Source organism: Pseudomonas linyingensis, from assembly GCF_900109175.1.
GTDB lineage: Bacteria > Pseudomonadota > Gammaproteobacteria > Pseudomonadales > Pseudomonadaceae > Geopseudomonas > Geopseudomonas linyingensis.
This window is the reverse complement of the sequence record NZ_FNZE01000015.1, coordinates 78,644-105,098: the sequence shown is the minus strand read 5'-3', so window position 1 is coordinate 105,098 and position 26,455 is coordinate 78,644. Positions and strand designations below refer to the sequence as shown.

Below are 26,455 nucleotides of genomic sequence, written 5' to 3'. Positions count from 1 at the left end.
TAAGCCCTTATGACAAAACGATCATTCACAGGATCGTGGGCATTGGTTAGAACTGAACCCAGTCCGCAGCCGCAAGAGCTGCGGAATTTGCTCGCCACGCCGGCAGCGGGCAGCACGCAAGTGGCAGACAATCTGCCTGGCCTCCAAGAGGCCAACGGGACAGTACAGTCAACGAACGAGGGCAATACCCGATGAGAAGACTTAAGCGTGATCCGTTGGAAAGAGCCTTTTTGCGCGGTTATCAGTATGGCGTCAGCGGGAAATCCCGTGACATGTGCCCCTTCACCCTTCCCACCGCTCGCCAGGCTTGGCTCAGCGGCTGGCGCGAAGGCCGTGTCGACAACTGGGAGGGCATGACCGGCGCTGCCGGCGTTCATCGTCTCAACGAAATCCACGCTGTCGGCTGACAGCTACCTTACCTAGAGCCTAGAGTCAGCCATTTAGATACCGGCTTTTTCCATCCATCCTCGCCAGGGCTCCTTCGGGAGCCCTGTTCTTTTGTGTAGCGTCGCTTACCGCTTGTTGCCGGCGGCCGCGATGGCATCCACCGCGGCGCGGATCAGCGCCGGCCCCTTGTAGATGAAACCGGAATAGATCTGCACCAGGCTGGCGCCGGCGGCCATCTTCTCCGTCGCATGCACGCCCTCGGTGATGCCGCCGACCGCGATGATCGGCAGCTTTCCCGCCAGTTCGCCGGCCAGTATCCGTACGGTGTGGGTGCTCTTGTCGCGCACCGGCGCCCCGGACAGACCGCCGGCCTCGTCGGCATGCGCCAGCCCTTCGACGCCTTCGCGGCCAAGGGTGGTGTTGGTGGCGATCACCGCATCCATACCGGTATCCAGCAGGGCGCGGGCGACCAGCACGGTCTCCTCGTCGCTCATGTCCGGAGCGATCTTGATCGCCAGCGGCACACGGCGACCATGGCGCACGGTCAGCTCTTCCTGACGCACGCGCAGGGCCTCGAGCAGCTGCTTGAGCGAGTCGCCGAACTGCAGGCTGCGCAGACCGGGAGTGTTCGGCGAGCTGACGTTGACCGTTACGTAGCTGGCATGGGCGTAGACCTTGTCCAGGCAGAGCAGATAGTCGTCCACCGCACGCTCGACCGGGGTATCGAAGTTCTTGCCGATATTGATGCCGAGCACACCGCGGTACTTGGCCGCCTTGACCCGCTCCAGCAGATGATCGACGCCCTGGTTGTTGAAGCCCATGCGGTTGATGATCGCTTCGGCCTGCGGCAGACGAAACAGGCGTGGCTTGGGGTTGCCCGGCTGCGGCCGCGGGGTCACGGTGCCGATCTCGATGAAGCCGAAGCCCAGCTGGGCGAAGCCGTCGATGGCGTCGCCGTTCTTGTCCAGACCGGCCGCCAACCCGACCGGATTGGGGAATTCCAGGCCCATCACCGTCACCGGCAGGCGCGGCGTCTGGCAGACCAGCCGATTGAGGCCGAGGCGGCCACCGGCACCGATCAGGTCGACAGCCAGTTCGTGGGAGGTTTCCGGATTCAGTTTGAACAGCAGCTCGCGAGCCAGAGCATACATGGGCAGGGGTCATCAGCAGGTCATCGGGGCGCAGATTATAGCCCAGCCGTTGCTGCCGGGCGAAGTCGCTACCGCCCATCCGAAAGCCGCCGTTTCCAGTGCCAGCCACGCGCCAGCATTTTTTCGCGAGGCGAAGTCGGTTAATCTTGACGCCTGTTAGGCCGCTACCGGACGGCGTCATACGCCACAGCGCCTATAACTTATCTGTATGCAGGAAGCATTCAGGCGTGGATATGCCCTCCTTTTCTCTGATCGACCGTTTTGCAGGCATGCTCGGCCTCTTCGGCCTGGCGCGTCGCGGCAGCCAGCAGTTGCGCGAGCAGGCTGCGCGTCTGCGTCTGCCTTTCGGTCCGCTGCCGGAAGTACCGGACAGCATCTGGTGGCAGGATGGCCCACCGCTGCAGCGCCTGGCCGATCTGCCACGGAGTGCGCTGTCCGGACCGGTACAGGAAGACAAGGCCGCCGCGCACGCCGCGCTGCGCGCCCTGATCAGCGTGAACGCCCGCCCGATCAGCGAGTTCGACCTGCGCTGGGTCGACGGACTCGGCGGCGTGGCGGAGCCGGGCGCACGCTTTACCCGCTTCGAGGACTACGCGGCCTCACCGGCCTGCCGCAACATCCGCCTGATCAGCTACAAGGACTTCAGCCGTACCCTGGCGCAGGCGCTGCCGCATCACGCCAGCGGCGAAACCCTGCACCTGCGCCAGGCCAACTGGCGCGGGGAGCGCTATTTCTGGAGCGGCGAGCAGGCCCCGCAGGCCTTTGCCTGCGCGATCGCCTACGCTCGCCGTCGCGGCCTAACCCTGCAGATGCCGGCAGTACTCAGCGAGTACCGTCTCAACCGTAGCGGACTCGAGCAACTGGAGGCCGGCTACCACGTCTTGGCCATGCCCGCCGCCGCCTGGAGCGATGCGCGCTTCATGCGCCTGCTGCTCACCGGCATGCCCTACTCGCGCCTGGCCCTGCTGCGCGACAGCGGCGGCCCGGAATTTCTCCTCCTGCCGCGCACCCAGAACGAGGCCAATGCCCTCGGCGAGGGTCTGCGCGAGGCCGGCGCCGCCGACGTCTGTGCCTGGCTGCGCGCCCTGCTGCCGAGCTGATTCCGGCGCTCAGGCCGGCACACCGGCCTGTTCTTGCAGCAGACGCATCTGGGCCTGTGCCGCAGGCACCGGTCGGCCGCACAGATAGCCCTGCACCGCATCGCAACCCAGCGCCCGCAGCAGCTCCAGCTGGCCCGCATTCTCGACGCCTTCGGCCACCACCTGCAGGTCCAGGCTCTGGCCCATGGCGATGATGGTGGCGACGATCTTGTCGGCCCGTGCATCCTGGCCGAAACCGTCGATGAAGCTCTTGTCGATCTTCAGCTTGTCGATCGGGAAGCGGCTCAGATAGGCCAGCGACGAATAGCCGGTGCCGAAATCGTCCACCGCCAGCTGCACTCCCAGCGCCTTGAGTTCGCCCAGACGCTCCTGGGTCTCCAGGTTCTGCGCCATCAGCGCGCCCTCGGTGATCTCCAGCTCGAGCAGTTCCCCGGGCAGGCCGCTGTCCTCCAGCGCCCGGCGCACCAGCTCGACCACATCCAGATGCTGGAACTGGCGCGGTGACAGGTTGACGCTGACCGGCATCTTGTCCAGGCCGGCCTCGCGCCAGCGCACGGCCTGGCGGCAGGCCTGGTGCAGCACCCAGTCGCCGAGGGCGAGGATCAGCCCGGTCTCCTCGAGCAGGGGAATGAACACCGCCGGCGAAACCCCCTCGCCACATTCCGGACGCCAGCGCACCAGCGCCTCGAAGCCCAGGGTCCGGCCACTGACGACATCCACCTGCGGCTGGTAGTACAGCTCGAACTCCTCGGCGGTGATCGCCCGGTGCAGGCGACTCTCCAGGGCCTGGCGGTTTTCCGCGGCGCGGGTCAGCTCCAGGGTATGGAACTGGTAACCGTTGCGGCCGTTCTCCTTGGCCTGGTACATGGCCACGTCGGCGCAGCGGATCAGCTCGGCCATTTCCTGACCATCGTCGGGAAACAGGCTGATGCCGATGCTGGCGCCGACGAACAACTCGTGGCCGCTGCCGGCGCGGAACGGCTGCTGCAGCAGGTTGATCAGATCCTGGGCGACCGTCGCCGCCTCCTCCGGATGACCGATGCCCTCGAGGATCAGCAGGAACTCGTCGCCGCCCAGGCGGGCGAACATGTCCTCGGCGCGGATGCGCTGGCGCAGCCGGCCGGCAATCAGCACCAGCAGTTCGTCGCCCACCGAGTGGCCGAGACTGTCGTTGACCCGCTTGAAGCCGTCGAGATCGAGGAACAGCACGGCCACCTTGCAGTGCTGGCGGCGGGCGCGCTCGATGGCACTGTTGAGATGCGACTGCACGAGAATGCGGTTGGGCAATCCGGTCAGCGGGTCGTAGTGGGCCAGGCGTTCGAGCTGCGCCTCGGACTCCTTGAGCTGGGAAATGTCGCTGAACACCGCCACATAGTTGGTCAGCTTGCCCTTGTCGTCGCGCACGGCGCTGATGCTGTGCCACTGCGGGAACACCTCGCCGGACCTGCGCCGGTTCCACACCTCGCCCTGCCAGTGCCCCGTTTCCAGCAGCGCGCCCCACATGTCGCGGTAGAACTCCTTGCTCTGCCGGCCGGAGCTGACAATGCTGGGGTTGCGGCCGATCACCTCGTGTTCCTCGTAGCCGGTGATGTCGCAGAAGGCGCGGTTGACCGCAATGATCTGCGGACTGGTGTCGGTGATCACCACCCCTTCGCGGGCATTGGTGAATACCGCCGCGGCATGCCGCAGTTTCTCGTCGGCCGCCTTGCGCGCGGAAATGTCGATCAGCAGGCTCTCGAGCCACTGCGCCTCACCGCTGGCATCGCGATGCACGCGGGTATAGTCCTCGATCCAGATATAGCTGCCGACGCCGGTGCGGATGCGGTATTCGAGGACGAACTCCGGGCGCAGCTCGCGAATGTTGCGCGCCACTTCGCCCAGCACCTGGGGCAGATCGTCGGTATGGATCAGCGTGGTGAACCAGCGTGCGCCGTCGAGCAGCTTCGCCACCGAGTAGCCCCAGCGCTCGACGTTTTCCGAAACATACTGCAGCGGCCAGCCGGTCTGGACCTGACGGCGCAGCATGACCATCGGGCTGGCCACCACGGCATCCACCACCGCCTGGACGGTTTCGCGATCCTTGTAGCGCTGGGTCACGTCCAGCAGCGTGCCGATGATCGCCGGCAGGCCATCCAGTTCGATGCGCGTGCCAAAGGCCTCGGCCATGAACTCGCGGCCATCGCGGGTCAGCGCGCGGAACTCGTAGTGCGCCGACACCAGCTCGCCGCGCTCGCGCCTCTCGAGCATGTCGCAGACCAGCGCGCGGTCGCCCTCGCTGACCAGATCCAGCAGCGAACGGGCAACCAGCTCTTCGGGCTGGTAACCGAACCACTCGGCCATGCGCGGATTGACGTACTCGAAGTGGCCGTCACGCAGCACATAGACCCCCACCAGCGACTGCTCGACCAGCCCGCGGAAGCGCGCCTCGTTGGCCTGCAGCTCGGCGCCGGCATCCAGTTCGGCCTGGATATCGAAAGCGCTGCCGAGGTAGCCGCAGAACTGGCCATCGCGCCCGACCAGCGGCGCGCCGTGCAGCTGCACCCAGTGGTGGCGACCGGAGCGCGCGCGCAGGCGCAGGCGCATGGCAAAGTCCTGCCCACACGCCCCCCGACCTGGCCCCAGCAGCGACTCCAAACCGGCGCAGTCGTCCGGGTGCAGCGCCTGCCACCAGCCCTCATGCAGGCTTTGCGCCTGGCTGAGGCCGGTGAAGTGGCTCCAGGCTGCGTTCACGTAGACACAGCGCTGTTGCGCATCCACCTGCCAGACCGGACTGGGAATACAGTTGAGCAGGTACTCGTTGTAGTCGCGCGCGCTGATCACGCGCTGCATCAGGGCGCCGAACTCGGCCGCCAGCTGCCCCACCTCGTCGCTGCCGAGCACCGGCAGGGTGTCGATCCGTCCGCTGCTCAGGTGGCGGACATCCTCGAGCAGCTCCTCGATGCGATCGGTGAGCAGCCGCTTGAGCAGCCAGGCCAGCAGCACGGCCATCAGCAGCAGCGGCAACAGCAACAGAATCAGCTGCTGGCCGGTACGCGACCAGGCGTGGGCGCGCAAGGTATCGCTGCGCATGGCCAGCACCACCATGCCCTGCCCTTGCGCGGCCGGGTCTTCCACCAGCGGGTAGCCCCCGACCAGCAGCTCCTCCTGCTCCAGCCAGTGCAGATGATTCTCCGCCCACTGCTGGCGCTCGTGCAGCAGCCGCTCGATGGCCGGGACGCCCAGCGGCATGCGGGCCGCGCCCTGCGGCAGACTGAGGGTGCGCATCCGCCCGGAATCGTCGAGCACTGCAGCGTAGACCAGCGCAGGATGGTTGAGGTGTTCGGCGAACAGGTGGCCGACCCGGTCGGTCGTGTCGGGACTGCCCTGGCCCAGGCCGCTGGCCAGGAAGTGGCCGATGAAGTCGGTGGTGGTTTCCAGCTCGCCGATCGCCTCCTGCAGCGAATGGCGATAGACCGACACCACCTGATACACGGAGACCAGCAGGCCGAAGCCGAGAAAGGCACTCAGCAGCAACGCACGCAGAGTGAACAGGCGACTCATCCGTAAGCTCTCCAGGGCAGAATTCTTTCACTAGGCGAAGAAAGCCGGTCCGACGGAGGCAAGTCAAACCACCCCGCAGACGTGGGCCACTGGAAATCGAGGTACATGGGGTTGCCGCTGGTGCTGGACGCTTCCGACGGCACACTTTGCATGCACCTGTGGCAGAAATGCAAAAGGGCCACTCCTTAAAACGTAACCCTTTGATTAACATCAAGAACCTGGTGCGCGAGGGGGGATTCGAACCCCCGACCTACCGCTTAGGAGGCGGTCGCTCTATCCAGCTGAGCTACAGGCGCATACGGCCGGCGATGTTAAACGAGGCGCCGCGACTTGTCATGCCCCAGGCGGTAAACACGCCGACGCGATGGGACCGATGCACGCTCGCCGAGGCGGCAATGCAGAACCATTCGCAATTCCACGACCGCCAACTGGCCAGGCTTGCTGCCCGGGGGCACACTCGCGCCTCAGCAATTTCGGAGACTGACCATGTACAGGGATGCAATGGAAAGGAACAACGCTGGAACGCAGGCTCGGGAGATGAACGCCGACGGGAAACTGCGGTCATAACGTGGCTACCTCTAATCCTCATCAGCAAACCTACTGCCAACCGGTTACCTACAGCCTATGAAACAGAGCCTCTCCTCTCGCTCCAGCCGCAGCGCCGACAAATTTGTCGTGCGGCTGCCCGAGGGCATGCGTGCACGCATCGCCGAAGTGGCCCGCCACTATCACCGCAGCATGAACTCCGAGATCGTTGCCCGCCTGGAAAAGACCCTGCTGGCCGAGGGCAACCTGCCGAACGACACCGCCAGCGCTCCGTTTCATGCCGAACTGCATCCCCATGAGCATCAACTGCTGCAGCACTTTCGCCGACTGCCGCAGCCGCAGCAGAGCGCACTGATCGCCCTGCTCAACACCAAGAGCTGAGCCCCTCAACGCAAAAAAGCCGCCCGGCTTGCACCGGGCGGCTTTTCCAGCAACAGCCGCAAGGGGCTCAACCGACGAAGTTGAGCAGTACCCCCGCCGCTACCGCAGAACCGATCACCCCGGCCACGTTCGGCCCCATGGCGTGCATCAGCAGGAAGTTCTGCGGATTGGCCTCGAGGCCGACCTTGTTCGACACCCGCGCCGCCATCGGCACCGCCGACACCCCCGCCGAGCCGATCAGCGGATTGATCTTGTGGGTGCTGAACAGGTTCATCACCTTGGCCATGATCACCCCTGCCGCGGTACCGCCGCAGAAGGCGAGCATGCCCAGCACCAGGATGCCGAGAGTCTTCAGCTGCAGGAAGGCATCCGCCGACAGCTTGGAACCCACGGTGAGCCCCAGGGCGATGGTGACGATGTTGATCAGCGCGTTGCGCGAGGTGTCGGCCAGACGCTCGACCACCCCGGCTTCACGCAGCAGGTTGCCGAAGGCGAACATGCCGATCAACGGCGCGGCATCCGGCAGCAGCATGCCGATCAGCACGCACAGCACCAGCGGGAAGATGATCTTCTCGGTCTGACTGACATGGCGCAGCTGCGACATGACGATCGCTCGCTCTTCCGGCGTGGTCAGGGCGCGCATGATCGGCGGCTGCAGCAGCGGTACCAAGGCCATGTAGGAGTAGGCCGCCACAGCAATCGGGCCGAGCAGTTCCGGCGCCAGCTTGGAGGTCACGAAGATCGAGGTCGGGCCGTCGGCACCGCCGATGATGGCGATCGAGGCCGCTTCCTTGAGGGTGAACTCCATGCCCGGGATGCCCATGGCGGTGAGTGCCAGAGCGCCGAGCAGGGTACCGAAGATGCCGAACTGCGCGGCAGCGCCGAGCAGCAGGGTCTTCGGGTTGGCCAGCATCGGCCCGAAGTCGGTCATCGCCCCCACGCCCATGAAGATCAGCAGCGGAAACACGCTGGTCGGCAGGCCGACTTCATAGAACAGGTGCAGGATGCCCACGCCTTCGGCCATGTCCGCCACCGGGATGTTGGCGAGAATGCCGCCGAAACCGATGGGGATCAGCAGCAGCGGCTCGAAGCCCTTGCGGATCGCCAGGTAGATCAGGCCGACGCACACCGCCGTCATCAGCGCCTGACCAGGCTCCAGATGATAGAGGCCGGTGCTCTGCCACAGCTTGAGAAGCTTTTCCATACGGTGCTCCTCAGCCGATGGTCAGCAGGACGTCGCCCACTGCCACGGCATCGCCGACCTTGACGTTGACGCTGCCGATGCTGCCCGCCCGGAAGGCGCGTATCTCGGTTTCCATCTTCATCGCCTCGAGGATGATCACGATCTGCCCCTCCTCCACCATCTCGCCCGGCTGCACCAGCACCTTGAAGATATTGCCGGCCAGTGGTGCATTCTGCGGCTCGCCAGCACCGGCCGGAGCCGCCACTGCACCGGCCGCGGGAGCCGCCGCGCCACCGAGCGGCTTGATGCCCTCTATGTCGCCGCCCTCGTTGACCTGCACCACGAAGGACTTGCCGCTGACCTCGACGGTATACACCTCGGGCTTGCCGGCCTCGCGCGGCGCGCTTTGCTTGCCGTTCGGCGCCGGCTCGAAGGCCGCCGGATTGCCGCGGTTCTCCAGGAACTTCAGGCCGATCTGCGGGAACAGCGCATAGGTCAGCACGTCGTCGATCGCGTCGGCGGCCAACTTGAAGCCCTTGTCACTGGCCAGCTGCTTCAGCTCGGCGGTGAGCTTGTCCATCTCCGCCTCGATCAGGTCGGCCGGACGGCAGGTGACCGGGTCCTCGCCGCACAGCACGCGCGCCTGCAGCTCCTCGTTGAACGGAGCCGGCGCCGCGCCGTACTCACCCTTGAGCACGCCGGCGGTTTCCTTGGTGATCGACTTGTAGCGCTCGCCGGTGAGCACGTTGATCACCGCCTGGGTGCCGACGATCTGCGAGGTCGGGGTCACCAGCGGAATGAAGCCGAGGTCTTCGCGCACGCGCGGGATTTCCGCCAGCACCTGGTCGAACTTGTCCTGGGCGCCCTGCTCCTTGAGCTGGCTCTCCATGTTGGTGAGCATGCCGCCCGGTACCTGGGCAACCAGGATGCGCGAATCGACGCCCTTGAGGTTGCCCTCGAACTTTGCGTACTTCTTCCGCACTTCGCGGAAGTAGGCGGCGACCTCTTCGAGCAGCTCCAGGTTGAGCCCGGTATCGCGCTCGGTGCCCTGGAAAATGGCCACCACCGACTCGGTCGGCGAATGGCCGTAGGTCATCGACAGCGAGGAGATGGCCGTATCGACGTTGTCGATGCCCGCTTCCACCGCCTTGACAATGGCCGCGGTGGACAGGCCCGCCGTGGCGTGGCACTGCATGTGGATCGGGATGGACAGGCTGGCCTTCAGCCGCGATACCAGCTCGAAGGCGACATAGGGATTGAGGATGCCGGCCATGTCCTTGATCGCCACCGAGTCGGCGCCCATGTCCTCGATCCGCTTGGCCAGGTCGACCCACATTTCCAGGGTGTGCACCGGGCTGGTGGTGTAGGAAATGGTGCCCTGGGCATGCTTGCCGACATTCTTCACGGCCTGCAGCGCGCGCTCGAGATTGCGCGAATCGTTCATCGCGTCGAACACGCGGAACACGTCCACGCCATTGAAGGCGGCACGCTCGACGAACTTGTCCACCACGTCATCGGCATAGTGACGGTAGCCCAGCAGGTTCTGCCCGCGCAGCAGCATCTGCTGCGGGGTCTTCGGCATGGCCTTCTTCAGCGCGCGGATGCGCTCCCAGGGATCTTCACCGAGATAGCGGATGCAGGCATCGAAGGTCGCGCCACCCCAGGATTCCAGCGACCAGAAACCGACCTGATCGAGCTTGGGGGCGATCGGCAGCATGTCCTCGAGGCGCAGGCGGGTGGCGAGGATGGACTGGTGCGCGTCACGCAGCACCACATCGGTAATGCCGAGCGGCTTTTTCACGTCAGTCATGACGACATGACTCCTTGAGCAATGACTCGTGATTCAACCGCGGCGGGCGCGGTGCTGATGGATGGCGGCCTGGATTGCGGCCAGCAGTTCGGCATCCGGCTGTTGCGCCGGTGCAGGCTGCGCCCTGACCGTACGGACAGCGGCAGGCTGCGGCACGGCAGGAGCAAGGAGGGTGATCAGCCACGACATCACGCGGATGGCGCCGATCAGAAGAACAAGGAAGGCGAACACGAAACCCATGCCAAACAGCATGAGTTCAACGCCTTCCATAAGCAGTTGGCCCGAGGTCATGTAGGCTCTGACTCCCTGAAACTGGCAGTTCGTTGTAGGAATGGAAGATCCGCGCACTCTCGCGGACCGGACAAAACCCACCGAACTTACCGGGAAAAGCCCCCCCGGACAATAGTCTGATTGACCGTCGCGCGCCCGAGCGATCTGAGCAGAGCCCCGCGGCCGGGACCTACATCAGAAACAGCGTGGCCAGACCGAGGAAGATGAAGAAGCCGCCACTGTCGGTGACCGCGGTGATCATCACGCTGGCGCCCATCGCCGGGTCGCGCCCCATGCGCAGCAGGGTCATGGGAATCAGCACGCCCATCAGCGCGGCCAGCAGCAGGTTGAGGGTCATGGCTCCGGTCATCACCGCACCCAGCGACCAGCTGCCGTACAGGTACCAGGCCACCGCACCGATCACCCCGCCCCACACCACGCCATTGATCAGGCCGACGCCCAGCTCCTTGCGCAGCAGGCGCATGGTGTTGCCGGTACCCACCTGATCCAGCGCCATGGCACGCACGATCATGGTGATCGTCTGGTTGCCGGAGTTGCCGCCGATACCGGCGACGATCGGCATCAGCGCGGCCAGTGCCACCAGCTTCTCGATCGAACCCTCGAACAGACCGATCACCCGCGAGGCCAGAAAGGCGGTGATCAGGTTGACCGCCAGCCAGGCCCAGCGGTTGCGCAGCGACTTCCACACCGAGGCGAAGATGTCTTCCTCCTCGCGCAGACCCGCCATGTTCAGCACTTCGTTTTCGCTTTCCTCGCGGATCAGGTCGACCATCTCGTCGATGGTCAGACGACCGATCAGCTTGTCGTTCTTGTCCACCACCGGCGCGGAAATCAGGTCGTAGCGCTCGAACGCCTGGGCCGCATCGTAGGCATCCTCATCGGGATGGAAGGTGACCGGGTCGGTGGCCATTACTTCGGCCACCTTCTTGTCCGGATCGTTGACCAGCAGGCGCTTGACCGGCAGCACGCCCTGCAAGACGCCGTCGTAGTCCACCACGAACAGCTTGTCGGTATGCCCGGGCAACTCCTTGAGCCGGCGCAGGTAGCGCAACACCACCTCGAGGCTGACATCGTCACGGATGGTGACCATCTCGAAGTCCATCAGCGCACCGATCTGGTCCTCCTCGTAGGACAGCGCCGAGCGCACCCGCTCGCGCTGCTGCGCATCGAGGGACTCCATCAGCTCGTGGACCACATCGCGCGGCAGTTCCGGCGCCAGGTCGGCCAGCTCGTCGGCGTCGAGGTCGCGGGTGGCGGCGAGGATCTCGTGATCGTCCATGTCGGCGATCAGGGTTTCGCGCACCGCATCGGACACTTCGAGAAGGATGTCACCGTCACGCTCGGCCTTGACCAGCTGCCAGACGGTCAGACGATCGTCGAGCGGCAGGGCTTCGAGGATGTGGGCGATGTCGGCGGGATGGAGATCATCCAGCTTGCGCTGCAACTCGGCCAGATTCTGGCGGTGCACCAGACTCTCCACCAGCTCCTGGTGGTCGCCTTCCTGGCGCTGGGCCAGCTGCTCGACCAGCTTGTGCCGGTGCAACAGCTCGATCACCAGAGCCAGGCGCTCCTGCAAGCTTTCCTGCGGCTTTTTAACTTCGGCTTCGGTCATGATGGCGCACTCCCTGTCCCCCAGTGGCAGGGCGCGCACCGGAGGCGATCAATCTTTCAAGATGCAGACGAACAATCGCGGTTCGCTATGACTACTGGGTAATTCCATGGCTGGATGTCCACACAACCCGCTGGGGGCAGATAAGCGCAATGTTAGCATTCGCCGACCACCGCACGAGCAACAAATCTCTGCCGGAATCGCCGGCCAACGCTGCCACGGCGAGCACGCGATGCGCGCATGACTCGCCAGCCGAGCCACGGAAAAAGCCGCGGCTCGACGAAAAAAAGGCAAAAAAAAGGCCTGCATCGCTGCAGGCCTTTTTTCGATATGGTGCACTCAGGAGGATTCGAACCTCCGACCGCCCGGTTCGTAGCCGGGTACTCTATCCAGCTGAGCTATGAGTGCGGTTGTGATGTTTAACCAGATCACCTCTGGATTGACGCTGAAGCCTTTGCTGCAGTGTCGAATAATGGTGCACTCAGGAGGATTCGAACCTCCGACCGCCCGGTTCGTAGCCGGGTACTCTATCCAGCTGAGCTATGAGTGCACTGGGTGGTGCGCATTATAGGCTCTGTCTTTCGACAGTCAAGATGTTTTTGCTAGATTATTCAGTTACTTACGTCACCGAACAACATCTCTACCGATAATGTTAATGGCGGAGAGGGGGGGATTCGAACCCCCGACACCCTTTTGAGATGTACTCCCTTAGCAGGGGAGCGCCTTCGGCCACTCGGCCACCTCTCCGCAACACGGGGCGTACTATACCCAAGCAAACCCCGCTTTGCAAAGCCCTGATTCGCTAAAAAGCGAAAAAAAATCAATGGCTTGGTTCTTCGTCCTTCTCTTTCTGGATGCGCTGGTAGATTTCCTCGCGGTGCACGGCGACTTCCTTCGGGGCATTGACACCAATGCGCACCTGATTGCCCTTCACCCCCAGCACGGTCACGGTGACATCGTCACCGACCATCAGGGTCTCTCCAACCCGGCGAGTCAGAATAAGCATTCCATTTCTCCTTGTACCTGTTTCAGGACAGCTGTCTGCAAGATAAAAACGACCACAACCGGCAAGCTCGAAACCTGCCGGCTATGGCCCAAGTATTGACCAGCGCCACCAGAATAAAAGTCGGCGGCCCAACCAAAAACGACAAAAGGCGCGGATGTCCGCGCCTTTTGCTCGAAAAACGTCACTCGGCCTGGCGGACCGGCGCGTCCAGATCGAAAGCGGTGTGCAGGGCACGCACGGCCAGCTCGAGGTACTTCTCCTCGACGACCACGCTGACCTTGATTTCCGAGGTGGAGATCATCTGGATGTTGATGTTCTCCTTGGCCAGGGCTTCGAACATGCGGCTGGCCACGCCGGCGTGGGAGCGCATGCCGACGCCGACGATGGACACCTTGGCGATGTCGGTGTCGCCCGACACTTCGCGCGCGCCCATGGCGTCGGCGGTCTGCTTGAGCACGCCCAGCGCCTTGTCGTAGTCGTTGCGGTGCACGGTGAAGGTGAAATCGGTGGTGTTATCGTGCGCCACGTTCTGCACGATCATGTCCACTTCCACGTTGGCCGCGCTGATCGGGCCGAGGATCTTGAACGCCACGCCGGGGGTGTCCGGCACGCCGCGAATGGTCAGCTTGGCTTCGTCGCGGTTGAAGGCGATGCCGGAGATGATCGGCTGTTCCATGGATTCCTCTTCGTCGATGGTAATGAGGGTACCCGGACCCTCCTGGAAGCTGTGCAGCACGCGCAGCGGAACGTTGTACTTGCCGGCGAACTCCACCGAGCGGATCTGCAGCACCTTGGAGCCGAGGCTGGCCATTTCCAGCATCTCCTCGAAGGTGATCTTCTCCAGGCGCTGCGCCCGGGCCACCACCCGCGGGTCGGTGGTGTAGACGCCATCGACGTCGGTGTAGATCTGGCACTCGTCGGCCTTCAGCGCCGCCGCCAGGGCCACGCCGGTGGTGTCCGAACCACCGCGACCGAGGGTGGTGATGTTGCCCTGCTCGTCCACGCCCTGGAAGCCGGCGACCACCACCACGCGACCGGCAGCCAGCTCGCCACGCAGGCGCTGGTCGTCGATCTCGAGGATGCGCGCCTTGGTGTGCGCACTGTCGGTGAGGATGCGCACCTGGTTGCCGGTGAAGGACACCGCCGGCACGCCGCGCTGAATCAGCGCCATGCTGAGCAGACCGATGGTGACCTGCTCGCCGGTGGAGATGATGGCGTCCAGCTCGCGCGGATCCGGCTGCGGCATGACCTGCTTGGCCAGCTCGATCAGACGGTTGGTCTCGCCGCTCATGGCCGAGACCACGACCACGATGTCATGTCCCGCTTCGCGGAACTTCTTCACCTTGTCGGCCACCTGCCCGATGCGCTCGACGCTGCCGACCGAGGTGCCACCGAATTTCTGTACGATCAATGCCATTTGGATGCCGCCTAACCGCAAAAAAGTCGCCCATTAAACCCACCAGGCCTGCGCCTGCCAAGAGCCCGCCGGGCGCCGGGCGGGCTCACTGATGGGCGGTTGTCAGAACGCGGCAGCGACGAACGGCTCGACCAGCGCCAGCGCCTCGCCGAGCTTGCCGGCGTCCACACCGCCGCCCTGGGCCATGTCCGGACGACCGCCGCCCTTGCCGCCGACCACGGCGGCAGCCTGCCTCATCAGCTCGCCGGCCTTGAGCTTGGCGGTCAGGTCCTGGGTGACGCCGGCGACCAGCACCACCTTGCCGTCGAACTCGCCGCCGAGCAGGATCACCGCGCTGCCCAGCTTGTTCTTCAGCTGGTCGGCCAGCGCCAGCAGGGCCTTGCCATCCAGGCCGTCGAGACGGCTGGCCAGCACCTTGACCCCGGCCACCTCGATGGCGGCACCGGCCAGATCGTCGCCGGCGGCACTGGCGGCCTTGGCCTTCAGCTGCTCCAGCTCCTTCTCCAGCTGCCGATTGCGCTCGAGCACGCCGGCCAGCTTGTCCAGCAGATTGTCGCGACTGCCCTTGACCAGCGCCGCGGCTTCCTTGAGCTGCTCCTCGGCGCCACTCAGGTAGTCCAGCGCACCGACGCCGGTAACCGCCTCGATACGACGTACGCCGGCGGCCACGCCACCCTCGCTGATGATCTTCATGAGGCCGATGTCGCCGGTGCGCTTGGCGTGGATGCCGCCGCACAGCTCGACGGAGAAGTCCCCCATGCTCAGCACGCGCACGCTGTCGCCGTACTTCTCGCCGAACAGCGCCATGGCGCCTTTCTGCTTGGCGGTCTCGATGTCGGTCTGCTCGGTTTGCACCGCGGAATTCTTGCGGATCTCGGCATTGACCAGCGCTTCCAGGGCCTTCAGCTGCTCGGGCTTGATCGCCTCGAAGTGGCTGAAGTCGAAACGCAGGCGCTGGCTGTCGACCAGCGAGCCCTTCTGCTGTACGTGTTCGCCGAGCACTTGGCGCAGCGCGGCGTGCAGCAGGTGGGTGGCCGAGTGGTTGAGCGCGGTGGCGCCGCGCACCGAGGCATCGACCTGGGCTTCCACGGCCTGGCCCACGCGCAGGCTGCCTGCGCCGACCACGCCGTGGTGCAGGTAGGCGCCACCGGCCTTGGTGGTATCGCGCACGTCGAAGCGCACGCCACTGGCATCGCTCAGGTAGCCGCAGTCACCGACCTGGCCGCCGGATTCGGCGTAGAACGGGGTGCGGTCGAGGACCACCACGCCCTCCTCGCCTTCCTGCAGCTGCTCGACCGCCGCGCCGGCCTTGAACAGGGCGACGATCTGGCCCTGGCCGAAGGTGTCTTCGTAGCCGGTGAACAGGGTATCGGTATCGACCTTGACCAGGCTGTTGTAGTCCAGGCCGAAGGCGCTGGCGGAGCGGGCGCGTTCGCGCTGGGCCTGCATCTCGCGCTCGAAGCCGTCCTCGTCGATGCTCAGCTCGCGCTCGCGGGCGATGTCGCCGGTCAGGTCGACCGGGAAGCCGTAGGTGTCGTACAGCTTGAACACCACGTCGCCGGGAATCACGCGGCCTTGCAGCTCGGCCAGGTCCTGCTCGAGGATTTTCAGGCCCTGCTCGAGGGTTTTGGCGAACTGCTCTTCCTCGGTCTTCAGCACGCGCTCGATGTGCGCGCGCTGCTCGCGCAGCTCCGGATAGGCCTCGCCCATCTCGGCCGCCAGCGCGGCGACGATCTTGTGGAAGAAGCTGCCCTTGGCGCCCAGCTTGTTGCCATGACGGCAGGCGCGGCGGACGATGCGGCGCAGCACATAGCCGCGGCCCTCGTTGGACGGGGTCACGCCATCAGCGATCAGGAAGCCGCAGGAGCGGATGTGGTCGGCCACCACCTTGAGCGACGGCGCGCCGTCGTTGGCGCAGCCGATGGCCGCAGCGGATGCGGCCAGCAGGTTCTGGAACAGGTCGATCTCGTAGTTGGAGTGCACGTGCTGCAGCACCGCGCTGACCCGCTCCAGACCCATACCGGTGTCCACGCTCGGCGCCGGCAGCGGGTGCAGCACGCCGTCCGCGGTGCGGTTGAACTGCATGAACACGTTGTTCCAGATCTCGATGTAGCGGTCGCCATCCTCTTCCGGGCTGCCGGGCGGGCCGCCCCAGATGTGCTCGCCGTGGTCGAAGAAAATCTCGGTGCACGGGCCGCACGGGCCGGTGTCACCCATCGCCCAGAAATTGTCCGAGGCGTAGGGCGCCCCCTTGTTGTCGCCAATACGCACCATGCGCTCGGCCGGCACGCCGACTTCCTCGGTCCAGATGGCGTAGGCCTCGTCGTCGCTGGCGTAGACGGTGACCCAGAGCTTTTCCTGGGGCAGGTTCAGCCACTGCGGCGAGGTGAGGAACTCCCAGGCGTAGCGGATGGCGTCGCGTTTGAAATAGTCGCCGAAGCTGAAGTTGCCCAGCATCTCGAAGAAGGTGTGGTGGCGCGCGGTGTAGCCGACGTTCTCCAGGTCGTTGTGCTTGCCGCCGGCACGCACGCACTTCTGGCTGGTGGTGGCGCGGGTGTAGGCGCGCTTTTCCAGGCCGAGGAAGCAGTCCTTGAACTGATTCATGCCGGCGTTGGTGAACAGCAGGGTCGGATCGTTCGCCGGGATCAGCGAACTGGAGGCGACACGGGTGTGCCCCTTCTCTTCGAAGAAGCGGAGGAAGGCTTCACGGATTTCTGCGCTTTTCATGGATTATTCTCGGAAAACTGGGCCGCTGCGGCAATTGCGGGACTGCCGCACGGATTGCCGGCAAAGAGCGGCATTATATAAACAACCGGCACCAGCGTGCATCGCCGCAGCAACTATTAGCGCGATAGGCGTCGATAAAGAGTCAGCGGGGAAGCGTCAGGCGCAGGCGTCGTCGAGCGCGACGGGCACCACGATCAGGCCGGCGCGCAGGCCGTTTCTCACCTTGGGATTGGGAAACACGAGGCGCGCGCCCTCTTCCTCGACGCGCCAGCGACGCCCTCCGGCATCCTCGGCCAGGAGACTGCCCGGCACCAGCGCGGTGAAGTTCTCCACACCGTCGTCCAGATAGAAGCGGAACGCGTCGCTGTGGCGGATGACTTCCCGGGCGACCCGAAACAGCTGCAGTTGGTGCAGATCGCCGGCAACGGGCGGCTCGCGGCCCTCGATCAATGCGCGCAGCAGCACCTCCAGGCGCCCCAGGTCGGTGGCGGTGTTCGCTCCGAACGGATGCGCCTGACCCAGCTCGAGGGTGAAGGCTTCGGCCGCCAGGCGGCGACCGGTAAAGGCGCTGAAGGTGGCCGAGCTGCCGTTCTGCAGCAGCACCGCCTGCATCCCCCCTGCCTGCAGACGAGCCAGCTGCTCGCGGGTCGGCGGCTGGGCACTGCACGGGTGCAGGGCGAACTGCTCGATCTGCGAGCCACGGATGGCGGCATGCAGGTCGTAGTGCAGACGGCGACGCTGCGGCCGATTGAAGAACAGCTCGGCCTGCAACTCCAGCTCCACCGCACGCAGGGCCTCTGGGCCGCTGACCGAGGGCTCGCCGCCGCCGAACAGGCGATTGAGGTCGTAGCCGACGAAGCGCTCGCCGCGGCGCAGCGCCGCCGGGTTGCCCAGCACCAGCAGCAGGCGCACGGCCGGCCGCAGCCGACAGGAAGCAATGTCGTGCAGCAGACGCTCGAGCAGCTCCACCGGCGCGGTTTCGTCACCATGAATGCCAGCCGACAGCAGCAGGTCGAGCCCGGTATCGCGCCCGCTCGGGGGATCGATTTCCAGCACCCCCTCGGTCTTCCACTGCAGGCGACAGCCGTCGGCGCACAGCTGGATCGCCTCCGACGGCTCGCGCCCCGTCAGGGTCAGTTCAAGCAAACGGCCCAGAGCAAGCATGGCGCGCACTCCTTGGTTGCGACACCCACAAGCATAGCTACCGGGACCGAATCGTCAGTGGTGATGATCGCAGCCGCAGTCGGGGCCGTGTTCGTGGGCTTCGGCGGCTTCCAGCTCGACCGACAGCGACAGCTGGTTGACCGCCTGGGGGCGCACCACCAGCAGCGGGATGTCGGTTTCACCTTCCACCGACTCGGCGTAGATGATCACCCCACCCATGCCGTCGGCTTCCAGCCACAGCTCGCGGCCTTCGAGGCGCACGCCAACGCGCGCACTGTGGGTTTCCCGGCGCTCGCCGTGGGCATCTTCAAGGATCAGGGGCAGGCTTTCGCTCATGGGGTTTCTCGCTCGGATAGGCTGAAAAATGGACAGGGTCCAGCTTAAGGATTTGCGTCAATTCGTCCAGTGCCGTGCGCGCTGCCAGCTCAACGCCAGCCGACCTGCGCCGACAGCGGCACCGCGCGCACCTGGGCACCGGCGCTCAGGCGCAGGCGCTTGGCGGTGGCGGCATCCACCACCAGGGTGCCGGAAGCCGGGCGTGCCTGGCCGACGGTGATCCGGCACTCCTCACGCTTGCGGTTGTGGATGAGGAACTGCGGCGCCTCCTCACCCGGCGTGCCGATCGCCAACACCAGGGTCTGGCTGTCGCGCACCGCACGGATGCTGCCGGTCTCGCATTCCAGCGCCGGACCACCGTCGAAGATGTCGATGTAGCCCTGGTAGGTGAAGCCCTCGGCTCGCAGCATGGTCAGCGCCGGCTCGGTGTCGCGGTGCACGCGGCCGATCACCGCGCGCGCCTCCTCGGAGAGGAAGCAGGTGTACAGCGGGAACTTGGGCATCAGCTCGGCGATGAAGGCCTTGTTGCCGACCCCGGTCAGGTAGTCGGCCTGGGAGAACTCCATCCTGAAGAAGTGCCGGCCGAGGCTATCCCAGAATGGCGCGCGGGCGTTGTCGTCGGAAATCCCGCGCATCTCGGCGATCACCTTGTCACTGAACAGCTCGCGGAACTCGGCGATGAACAGGAAGCGCGCCTTGGACAGCAGGCGTCCGCTGAGGCCGCTGTGGCGGTAGCTGGCATCGAGGAACAGCGAGCACACCTCGGTGTTGCCGGTCAGGTCGTTGGCGAGGAACAGCGTGGGGTTCTGCCGATGAATCCCCAGCGCGCGCGAGGCACTCACGGTCAGACCGACGCGGAAGTTGTACCAGGGCTCGCGCAGGCCGACCGCGCCGTTCATCGCCGAGATGCCGACCACCTCACCGGCATCGGTCTCCAGCACGAACAGGTAGTCGGCGTCCGCGCGCTCGGACTCGCCGCGGAAGGATTTTTCCGCCCAGACGACCCGCTGGGTCAGGCGCTCCTCGTTGGCCGGCAGCGAAGTCAGGCCGGCACCGGTGCTGCGCGCCATGGCAATCAGCGCGGGCAGGTCGGTACTGCGGACGGGACGAACGATCATGGTGCCTCCTGTTGACGGCCCCGCTTGGTCGGGGCCGGGCCGCGCCGTCTCTGCGCGCGGCATCGATGCCGGAGGCGGCAAGCCTCCAATAGGGTCCGCTCAGCGGCTGACGGGGCTCACATCGCCACCACGCGCACGCTGCTGCCTTCAGCGACGCCCAGCGCGGCGGCCACTGCCGGCTCGAGGATCAGCGGTTGGCCGGGCTGCCAGTCCAGTTCGGCGATCAGCGCGCGGAAATCCTGGGTCTGCTGGTTGGCCACCAGGTAGAGCCGGCCGCTCTGCGCCGGCGCGCCCAGGTGCACCGACTCCAGGCGACTCTGGGCGATCGAGTGGATGCCCGACGTGCGCGCATGCACGGTCGGCCCGCCGTCGAAGATGTCGATATAGTGCTCGGCCTCGAAGCCTTCGCGCATCAGGATATCGAAGGACACCTGCGCACGCGGATGCACCTGGCCGATGGCCTCCTGGGCACTGTCGGGCAGCAGCGGCACGTAGATGGGGTAGCTCGGCATCAGCTCGGCCAGCATGGTGCGGCTCTTCAGGCCGCACAGGCGCTCGGCCTCGGCGTAGTTGATGGCCAGGAAGTTGCGGCCGATGGCGTCCCAGAACGGCGCGTCGCCCTGCTCGTCGCTGTAGCCGACCACCTCGACCACCATCGCTTCGGCGAAACGCTCGGCGTGGCTGGCGACGAACAGCAGGCGGCCCCGCGAATTGAGTTCGGCCGCCGGCGTGCTGTCCAGCTCCGGCTGCAGGTGGAAGCTGGTCAGCAGGCTGTTGCCGGTCAGGTCGTGACACAGCGACAGCACATGAATCTTGTTGTGGATCTTCAGCTCGCGCGAGGCGTGCACGAAGGTCTCGTTGCGGTAGCTGTAGAACGGCTCGGAAAAGCCGGCGGTGGCGACCACCCCCGAGCAGCCAACCAGCGCGCCGCTGGTGGTGTCCTCGAGAACGAAGAAGTAGCTTTCCTCGCCGTTGAAGCTCACCTCGGCGGCGAACGAGGCCTCCGAGGTGCGGATCTTCTCGGCCAGGCGCTCGCGGTCATCCGGCAGGGAGGTGACACCGATGGGACTGTCGGCCGCCAGACGCTGGACCTCCGGCAGGTCGCCCATCCGGGCGGGACGCATGATCAGCATCGATGTCACTCCTTGTCGCAATTGTCGTCAGGCGGCGGTCAGGCTGGCCAGGGCGCGCTCGAGACGGGCCATGCCCTCGTCGATGTCGGCATCGGAGATCACCAGGCTGGGCGCGAAGCGCACCACGTCCGGACCGGCCTGCAGGATCATCAGGTCCTGCTGCTGGGCAGCGGACATCACCTCGCCGGCACGGCCCTTCCAGGCGTCGGTCAGCACCGCGCCGAGCAGCAGGCCCATGCCGCGCACCTGGCTGAACACGCCGTACTGCTCGCCCATGCGCATCAGTTCGCTGGTGAAGCGCGCGCTGCGCGCCGCAACGCCGGACAGCACCTCGGGGGTGTTGACGATGCTGATCACCGCCTCGCCCACCGCGCAGGCCAGCGGGTTGCCGCCGTAGGTGGTGCCGTGCACGCCGACGCCGAAGTGCTTGGCCACCGCGTCGGTGGTGAGCATGGCGCTGACCGGGAAGCCGCCGCCCAGGCTCTTGGCGCTGGTGAGGATGTCCGGGGTCACGCCGTAGTGCATGTAGCCGAACAGCTGGCCGGTGCGGCCGACGCCGGTCTGCACCTCGTCGAAGATCAGCAGCGCGTTGTGCTCGTCGCACAGCTTGCGCACCCCTTCCAGATAGGCCTGATCGGCCGGCAGCACCCCGCCCTCACCCTGGATCGGCTCCAGCACCACGGCACAGGTGTTGGCGGAGATCTGCGCCTTCAGCGCGTCCAGATCGTTGTACGGCACATGGCTGATGCCCTCGATCTGCGGGCCGAAGCCGGAAGAGTACTTGGGCTGGCCGGCGACGCTGACGGTGAACAGGGTACGACCGTGGAAGCTGTTGAGCGCGGAAATGATCTCGCACTTCTGCGGCCCGGCGACTTCGTGGCCATAGCGGCGTGCCAGCTTGAAGGCGGCCTCGTTGGCCTCGGCGCCGGAGTTGGCGAAGAACACGCGGTCGGCGAAGGTGGCCTCGGTCAGCAGCTTGGCCAGGCGCAGGGCCGGCTCGTTGGTGAACACGTTGGACACGTGCCAGAGCTTCTGCGCCTGTTCGGTCAGCGCCTCGACCAGTGCCGGGTGGGCATGGCCGAGCACGTTCACGGCGATGCCGCCGGTGAAGTCCACCAGCTCGCGACCGCTCTGATCCCAGACTCGGCTGCCCTCGCCACGCACCGGAATGAAGGCGGCAGGGGCGAAAACGGGAACCATCAGCTGGTCAAAATCGGCGCGTTGCACCGGCGCGTGCGGAACAGACATCGAACTCTCCTGCCTTGGCGGCTAGTAGGACTGGGTTGTTTCAGATAGGGATTGTAGAGACAAAGCCCGGATCGGCATTGCAGCCATGCGACATCTTCGTACAGCTGGCGCCGCAACCGTTCCGGAATCGCGCCTGCATGCGCAGGCCGGCAACGCCGGAAACCGCGCAGTGTATAGGCTCGGGGCGGCAACTCGAAAGTCCGCAGCGGCGCAAAAATGCCAAGCGGCCGGCCAGCCCGTCACCGCCCCACCGCAGCGGCGACCGCGGAGCGGCGCAGGTTGCGATCATCGCGCGGGGTGACGCCAAAGAAGTTGCGGTAGGCGCTGGAGAAGTGCGGACCGGAGGAAAAGCCGCAGGACAGGCCGATCTGGATGATCGAGGTGCTGGTCTGCTGCAACAACTGGCGGGCACGGTTCAGGCGCAGCTCCAGGTAGTACTGGCTGGGTACGCGATTGAGGAACTGCTTGAAGATCCGCTCCAGCTGACGACGCGACACGCACACCTGCTGGGCGATCTCGTCGGTGGTCAGCGGCTCCTCGATGTTGGCCTCCATCAGCAGCAGCGCCTGGCTCAGCTTCGGATGGGTGGCGCCGAGACGGTTGCGCTGCGGCGCACGCTGGCGCTCGCCGCCCTCGCGAATCCGCTCGAGCATCAGCTCGGCGGCAATCGCGCTGGCCAGCTCGCCACCATGATCGCGGGCCAGCATGGCCAGCAGCATGTCCAGCACCGCCAGGCCGCCGCAGGCGGTCAGGCGCTCGCGGTCCCACTCGAACAGATGATCGGTCGTCGCCACCTGGGCAAAGCGCTCGGTGAAGTCGTCCTGCCAGCGCCAGTGCAGGGCCACCCGGAAGCCGTCGAGCAGGCCGAGCTGGGCCAGCGGATAGACGCCGGCGGCCACGCCGCCAAGCAGCGCGCCGTTGCCGGCCAGCTCGCGCAGCGCCGCCTGCAGCGCCGCTGGCGGCTCGGCCGGTGGCTCCTCGGCCAGCAGGAACAGCCGCTCACTGCCGGACAGCCGCTCCTGCCAAGGCGCGCCGGGCAACGGCCAGCCATCCGCCGCGCGCGGCTCGGCCTGCAGGAAGGCGACCTCGTAGAGCGCCTCCGGATGCAGGCGCGCGGCCAGCTGCAGGGCTTCGTCGATCAGGGACAGGGTGAGCGGACGCACGTCCGGCCAGTAGAGAAACGCGAGATGTACGGGGGTCATGGACGGCAGTCTGGCCGGATTGCTTGCGCAAGGCTAGTGGGCCGCGTCGCAGATCGAATCTGACGATCAGCAATGCCGGCCACCAGGCACGCACCGTGGGCGAGGCAGCAATTTAACCGGAATCCCCGGCAAATGCACCAAAAAGGGGCAAAAATCCGCCCAGCAGTCGAGCCGGAAATTTCCGGCGGCAATTCTATCGCCGCCACCGCCACCCGCCGCGCCTAGAATGCCCCATCCGCCAACCACCGAGGGCCCGCCGTGGACTCCCTGACCCAGGCCCTGCTCGGCGCCAGCCTGCAGGGCAGCCTGCTCAGTCGCTGGCAGGGGCGCAAGGCGCTGCTCTACGGTGCCGCCATCGCCACCCTGCCCGACCTCGACGTGCTGATCGACTTCGGCGACGCCGTGGCCAACATGACCCAGCACCGCGGCTTCAGCCACTCGCTGCCGGTGCTCGCCGGCATCAGCCTGCTACTCGCCTGGCTGATTCGCCGCTGGCGCCCCCATCCCGGCTACTCCGGCCGGCGCCTGCTGGCGTGCATCAGCCTGATCCTGTTCACCCATGTGCTGCTGGACGCCTTCACCAGCTATGGCACCCAGCTGTTGTGGCCGCTGGCGACGCCGCCCGTGGCCTGGTCGACCATCTTCATCATCGATCCGCTGTACAGCCTGCCGCTGCTGCTGGCGGCACTGTCCGGACTGATCGTCGGACGCGGACGCGTCCTGCAGCACGGTACCGCGCTCGCCCTGCTGCTCTCGACCCTGTATCTGGGTTTCACCGTGGCCGGCAAGCAGATGGCCGAGCAGCGCGTCGGCGCCGAACTGGCACGCCGGGGCATCGCTGCCGAAGCGGTGTTCAGTGCACCGACGCCGTTCAACAGTCTGCTCTGGCGGGTGGTGGTACTGGAGGGCAGCGACTACCACGAAGCCCTGGTCGGCTGGCTGGACTCGCAAGCGCCGCAGCTGCACCGTATCGAGCGTGGCGGCGATCTGGCCGGGGTACTGGCCGGCTCGGCACCGCACCAGCGTCTGCTCTGGTTCACCGGCGGCTTCCTGCGCTACGACCAGCTCGGCAACCAGCTGGTGGTCACCGACCTGCGCCTGGGCATGACGGGCTTCCACCCGTTTCGCTTCACCCTGGCCGAGCGCCAGGGGGCTGCCTGGCAACTGCTGCCCACCAGCCAGCGCTGGCCCGCCGAGCGCGGCGACCTGCAGCGACTGCAGCGCCTGTGGCAGCGCATCTGGCAGCCGCAGGTGGAAATTCCGCTACCGGTCTGGGCCGCGGAACTGCGCCGACTGCAAACGCAAACGCCGCGCCAGCCGCACGCCCGATCGGGCGCTGACTGAACGCGGCGTTGTGCCGCCCCGCCGCACCTGAGCGCGGCGGGGATGAGCGCGAATCAGCTCGGCTGATTCAGCTCGAGGGCCTCGCCGGTACGTGCGCGCACCCGGCGCAGCAGCTCGGCGTCCTTCTGCAGGACCTGCTCGTCGGCCTCGAAGATCTTGCCCAGACGCTCCTGCCAGGCAGCACTCTGGTACTGCTCGGGGAAGCAGCGCTCGATCACCTCGAGCATCACCGACACCGACACCGAGGCGCCAGGCGAGGCGCCGAGCAGCGCGGCAATCGAACCGTCAGCCGCAGCGACGATCTCGGTGCCGAACTGCAGCACACCGCCCTTCTTGGCGTCCTTCTTGATGATCTGCACGCGCTGGCCAGCGATTTCCAGACGCCAGTCTTCCTTCTTGGCCGCCGGGAAGAACTTGCGCAGCTCCTCCAGACGCTGGTCCTCGGACTGCAGCACTTCCTTGATCAGGTACTTGGTCAGGTCCATGTTGTCGCGCGCCACCGCCAGCATCGGACCGATGTTGTTCGGACGGATCGACAGCGGCAGGTCGAGGAAGGAGCCCTGCTTGAGGAACTTGGTGGAGAAGCCGGCGAAGGGGCCGAACAGCAGCGACTTGCCGCCATCGACGACGCGGGTGTCGAGGTGCGGCACGGACATCGGCGGCGCACCGATGTCGGCCTGGCTGTAGACCTTGGCCTGATGCTGCTTGACCACTTCCGGATTGTCGCAGCGCAGCCACTGGCCGCTGACCGGGAAGCCACCGAAGCCCTTGCCTTCTTCGATGCCGGACTTCTGCAGCAGGGTCAGGGCCGCACCGCCGGCACCGAGGAAGACGAAGCGGGCGAGCAGATCGCGACTGCCGCCACGGAGCTTGTCGTCGACGACCAGACGCCAACGACCGTCGGCCTCGCGGCGCACGTCGGTGACCTTCTGGTTGTAGGAGACCTTGGCGTTGTCGGTCTGCTCCAGATGCTGCAGGAGCTTCTTGGTCAGCGCGCCGAAGTTGACGTCGGTACCGCCCATGGCGCGAGTCGCGGCCAGCGGCTCGTTGCTGGTGCGGCCCTGCATCAGCAGCGGCGCCCAGTCACCGATGGTGCCGCGATCCTCGCTGTACTCCATGTCGTCGCGGAAGCAGTGATGTGCCTTCAGGGCATCGAAGCGCTTGCGCAGGAAGGACACGCCTTTCTCGCCGCGCACGAAGCTCATGTGCGGAACGGGATTGATGAAGTCCTTGGGCGATTTGAAGTAGCCCTGCTCGACCAGATACGCCCAGAACTGCCGGGAGACTTCGAACATCGAGTTGATGCTCACGGCCTTGGAGATGTCGACCGAGCCGTCGGGACCTTCCGGGGTATAGTTCAGTTCACAGAGTGCGGCGTGGCCGGTACCCGCGTTGTTCCACGGGAAGGAACTCTCGGCAGCCCCGGAGTCCAGTTGCTCCAGAACTTCGATCTTCAAGCTCGGGTCGAGCTCTTTCAGCAGTACCGCCAGGGTTGCGCTCATGACGCCTGCCCCGACGAATACCAGATCCGGCTGTTCACTACCAGTTTGCATCATTCATGCTCCTGAGACACAGGTGTCGCATTTTACCTCGGATCGTCTACAGACGCGTACTGTAGTCTGTCCGACAAAGGTACTACACGCTCCCCGGAACACCCCCTGACAGGGGGGGGCTGGCGAAGGCGGCGCCATGCTAACGATGTGCGCCGCGTAGCGCCAGTGGCAGGCATTGGTTGCGGAAAAAAAGTCTCCGGCGCCGACGC

20 protein-coding genes and 4 tRNA genes are annotated in these 26,455 nt (G+C 65.7%); 4 read left to right on the top strand and 20 right to left on the bottom strand.

What is annotated here, in order from left to right; genetic code table 11:
- The first annotated feature begins 191 nt into the window (after nt 1–191).
- The gene (rmf, locus tag BMZ19_RS17275; RefSeq protein WP_090312823.1) at nt 192–407 is read left to right on the top strand and encodes a ribosome modulation factor; all 216 of its coding nucleotides are present in this window, start codon (nt 192–194) and stop codon (nt 405–407) included.
- A gap of 105 nt (nt 408–512) precedes the next feature.
- On the opposite strand, the gene BMZ19_RS17270 is transcribed toward rmf, so the two are convergent.
- On the bottom strand, nt 513–1,538 hold the full coding sequence (locus BMZ19_RS17270) for a quinone-dependent dihydroorotate dehydrogenase (RefSeq protein WP_090312822.1): 1,026 nt from the start codon (nt 1,536–1,538) through the stop codon (nt 513–515).
- 233 nt (nt 1,539–1,771) lie between these two features.
- On the opposite strand from BMZ19_RS17270, the gene BMZ19_RS17265 reads away from it, so the two are divergent.
- On the top strand, nt 1,772–2,638 hold the full coding sequence (locus tag BMZ19_RS17265) for a DUF6685 family protein (RefSeq protein WP_090312821.1): 867 nt from the start codon (nt 1,772–1,774) through the stop codon (nt 2,636–2,638).
- Between the two features lie 9 nt (nt 2,639–2,647).
- Here the strand turns inward: BMZ19_RS17265 and BMZ19_RS17260 are convergent, their stop codons facing one another.
- Entirely contained in the window at nt 2,648–6,178 is a 3,531-nt protein-coding gene (locus tag BMZ19_RS17260) for a sensor domain-containing protein (RefSeq protein ID WP_090312820.1), read from the bottom strand.
- Nucleotides 6,179–6,397: 219 nt separating this feature from the next.
- Nucleotides 6,398–6,474, bottom strand: a tRNA-Arg gene (locus BMZ19_RS17255).
- Nucleotides 6,475–6,802: 328 nt separating this feature from the next.
- On the opposite strand from BMZ19_RS17255, the gene BMZ19_RS17250 reads away from it, so the two are divergent.
- The gene (locus BMZ19_RS17250; protein ID WP_090312819.1) at nt 6,803–7,105 is read left to right on the top strand and encodes an Arc family DNA-binding protein; all 303 of its coding nucleotides are present in this window, start codon (nt 6,803–6,805) and stop codon (nt 7,103–7,105) included.
- A 67-nt stretch (nt 7,106–7,172) separates the two neighbouring features.
- Here BMZ19_RS17250 and BMZ19_RS17245 read toward each other — a convergent pair whose 3' ends face one another.
- The 16 genes from BMZ19_RS17245 to BMZ19_RS17170 form a co-directional block, all read right to left on the bottom strand.
- Entirely contained in the window at nt 7,173–8,309 is a 1,137-nt protein-coding gene (locus BMZ19_RS17245; RefSeq protein ID WP_090312818.1) for a sodium ion-translocating decarboxylase subunit beta, read from the bottom strand.
- A 10-nt stretch (nt 8,310–8,319) separates the two neighbouring features.
- On the bottom strand, nt 8,320–10,098 hold the full coding sequence (gene oadA, locus BMZ19_RS17240; protein WP_090312817.1) for a sodium-extruding oxaloacetate decarboxylase subunit alpha: 1,779 nt from the start codon (nt 10,096–10,098) through the stop codon (nt 8,320–8,322).
- 33 nt (nt 10,099–10,131) lie between these two features.
- Nucleotides 10,132–10,389, bottom strand: coding sequence for an OadG family protein (locus BMZ19_RS17235; RefSeq protein ID WP_090312816.1), 258 nt, complete (start codon nt 10,387–10,389; stop codon nt 10,132–10,134).
- A 169-nt stretch (nt 10,390–10,558) separates the two neighbouring features.
- Nucleotides 10,559–12,001: a magnesium transporter gene (gene mgtE, locus BMZ19_RS17230; protein WP_090312815.1), complete on the bottom strand. Its 1,443-nt coding sequence runs from the start codon at nt 11,999–12,001 to the stop codon at nt 10,559–10,561.
- A 328-nt stretch (nt 12,002–12,329) separates the two neighbouring features.
- Nucleotides 12,330–12,406 (bottom strand) — tRNA-Arg (locus tag BMZ19_RS17225).
- Between the two features lie 65 nt (nt 12,407–12,471).
- Nucleotides 12,472–12,548, bottom strand: a tRNA-Arg gene (locus BMZ19_RS17220).
- Between the two features lie 106 nt (nt 12,549–12,654).
- Nucleotides 12,655–12,745: transfer RNA gene (locus tag BMZ19_RS17215), tRNA-Ser, on the bottom strand.
- Nucleotides 12,746–12,818: 73 nt separating this feature from the next.
- Nucleotides 12,819–13,004 carry a carbon storage regulator CsrA gene (csrA, locus tag BMZ19_RS17210; protein WP_090312814.1) on the bottom strand — a complete coding sequence of 62 codons (186 nt, stop codon included), beginning with the start codon at nt 13,002–13,004 and terminating at the stop codon, nt 12,819–12,821.
- Between the two features lie 181 nt (nt 13,005–13,185).
- On the bottom strand, nt 13,186–14,421 hold the full coding sequence (locus BMZ19_RS17205; RefSeq protein ID WP_090312813.1) for an aspartate kinase: 1,236 nt from the start codon (nt 14,419–14,421) through the stop codon (nt 13,186–13,188).
- Between the two features lie 102 nt (nt 14,422–14,523).
- Complete coding sequence (alaS, locus tag BMZ19_RS17200) at nt 14,524–17,148, bottom strand: alanine--tRNA ligase (protein ID WP_090312812.1); 2,625 nt, start codon at nt 17,146–17,148, stop codon at nt 14,524–14,526.
- 156 nt (nt 17,149–17,304) lie between these two features.
- Entirely contained in the window at nt 17,305–18,312 is a 1,008-nt protein-coding gene (astE, locus tag BMZ19_RS17195) for a succinylglutamate desuccinylase (RefSeq protein ID WP_090312811.1), read from the bottom strand.
- A 54-nt stretch (nt 18,313–18,366) separates the two neighbouring features.
- Nucleotides 18,367–18,648 carry a GTPase gene (locus BMZ19_RS17190; protein ID WP_090312810.1) on the bottom strand — a complete coding sequence of 94 codons (282 nt, stop codon included), beginning with the start codon at nt 18,646–18,648 and terminating at the stop codon, nt 18,367–18,369.
- Between the two features lie 89 nt (nt 18,649–18,737).
- Nucleotides 18,738–19,766: an arginine N-succinyltransferase gene (gene astA, locus BMZ19_RS17185; RefSeq protein ID WP_090312809.1), complete on the bottom strand. Its 1,029-nt coding sequence runs from the start codon at nt 19,764–19,766 to the stop codon at nt 18,738–18,740.
- 116 nt (nt 19,767–19,882) lie between these two features.
- Nucleotides 19,883–20,899, bottom strand: coding sequence for an arginine/ornithine succinyltransferase subunit alpha (aruF, locus tag BMZ19_RS17180; RefSeq protein WP_090312808.1), 1,017 nt, complete (start codon nt 20,897–20,899; stop codon nt 19,883–19,885).
- A 27-nt stretch (nt 20,900–20,926) separates the two neighbouring features.
- Nucleotides 20,927–22,147 carry an aspartate aminotransferase family protein gene (locus tag BMZ19_RS17175; RefSeq protein WP_090312807.1) on the bottom strand — a complete coding sequence of 407 codons (1,221 nt, stop codon included), beginning with the start codon at nt 22,145–22,147 and terminating at the stop codon, nt 20,927–20,929.
- 239 nt (nt 22,148–22,386) lie between these two features.
- Complete coding sequence (locus BMZ19_RS17170) at nt 22,387–23,349, bottom strand: GlxA family transcriptional regulator (RefSeq protein WP_090312806.1); 963 nt, start codon at nt 23,347–23,349, stop codon at nt 22,387–22,389.
- 258 nt (nt 23,350–23,607) lie between these two features.
- Between BMZ19_RS17170 and BMZ19_RS17165 the strand changes: the two genes are divergently transcribed.
- The gene (locus BMZ19_RS17165) at nt 23,608–24,693 is read left to right on the top strand and encodes a metal-dependent hydrolase (RefSeq protein ID WP_090312805.1); all 1,086 of its coding nucleotides are present in this window, start codon (nt 23,608–23,610) and stop codon (nt 24,691–24,693) included.
- Between the two features lie 53 nt (nt 24,694–24,746).
- Here the strand turns inward: BMZ19_RS17165 and mqo are convergent, their stop codons facing one another.
- Nucleotides 24,747–26,249 (bottom strand): malate dehydrogenase (quinone), encoded by a 1,503-nt coding sequence (gene mqo / locus BMZ19_RS17160; RefSeq protein ID WP_090312804.1) that lies wholly within the window; start codon nt 26,247–26,249, stop codon nt 24,747–24,749.
- Nucleotides 26,250–26,455 lie beyond the last annotated feature (206 nt).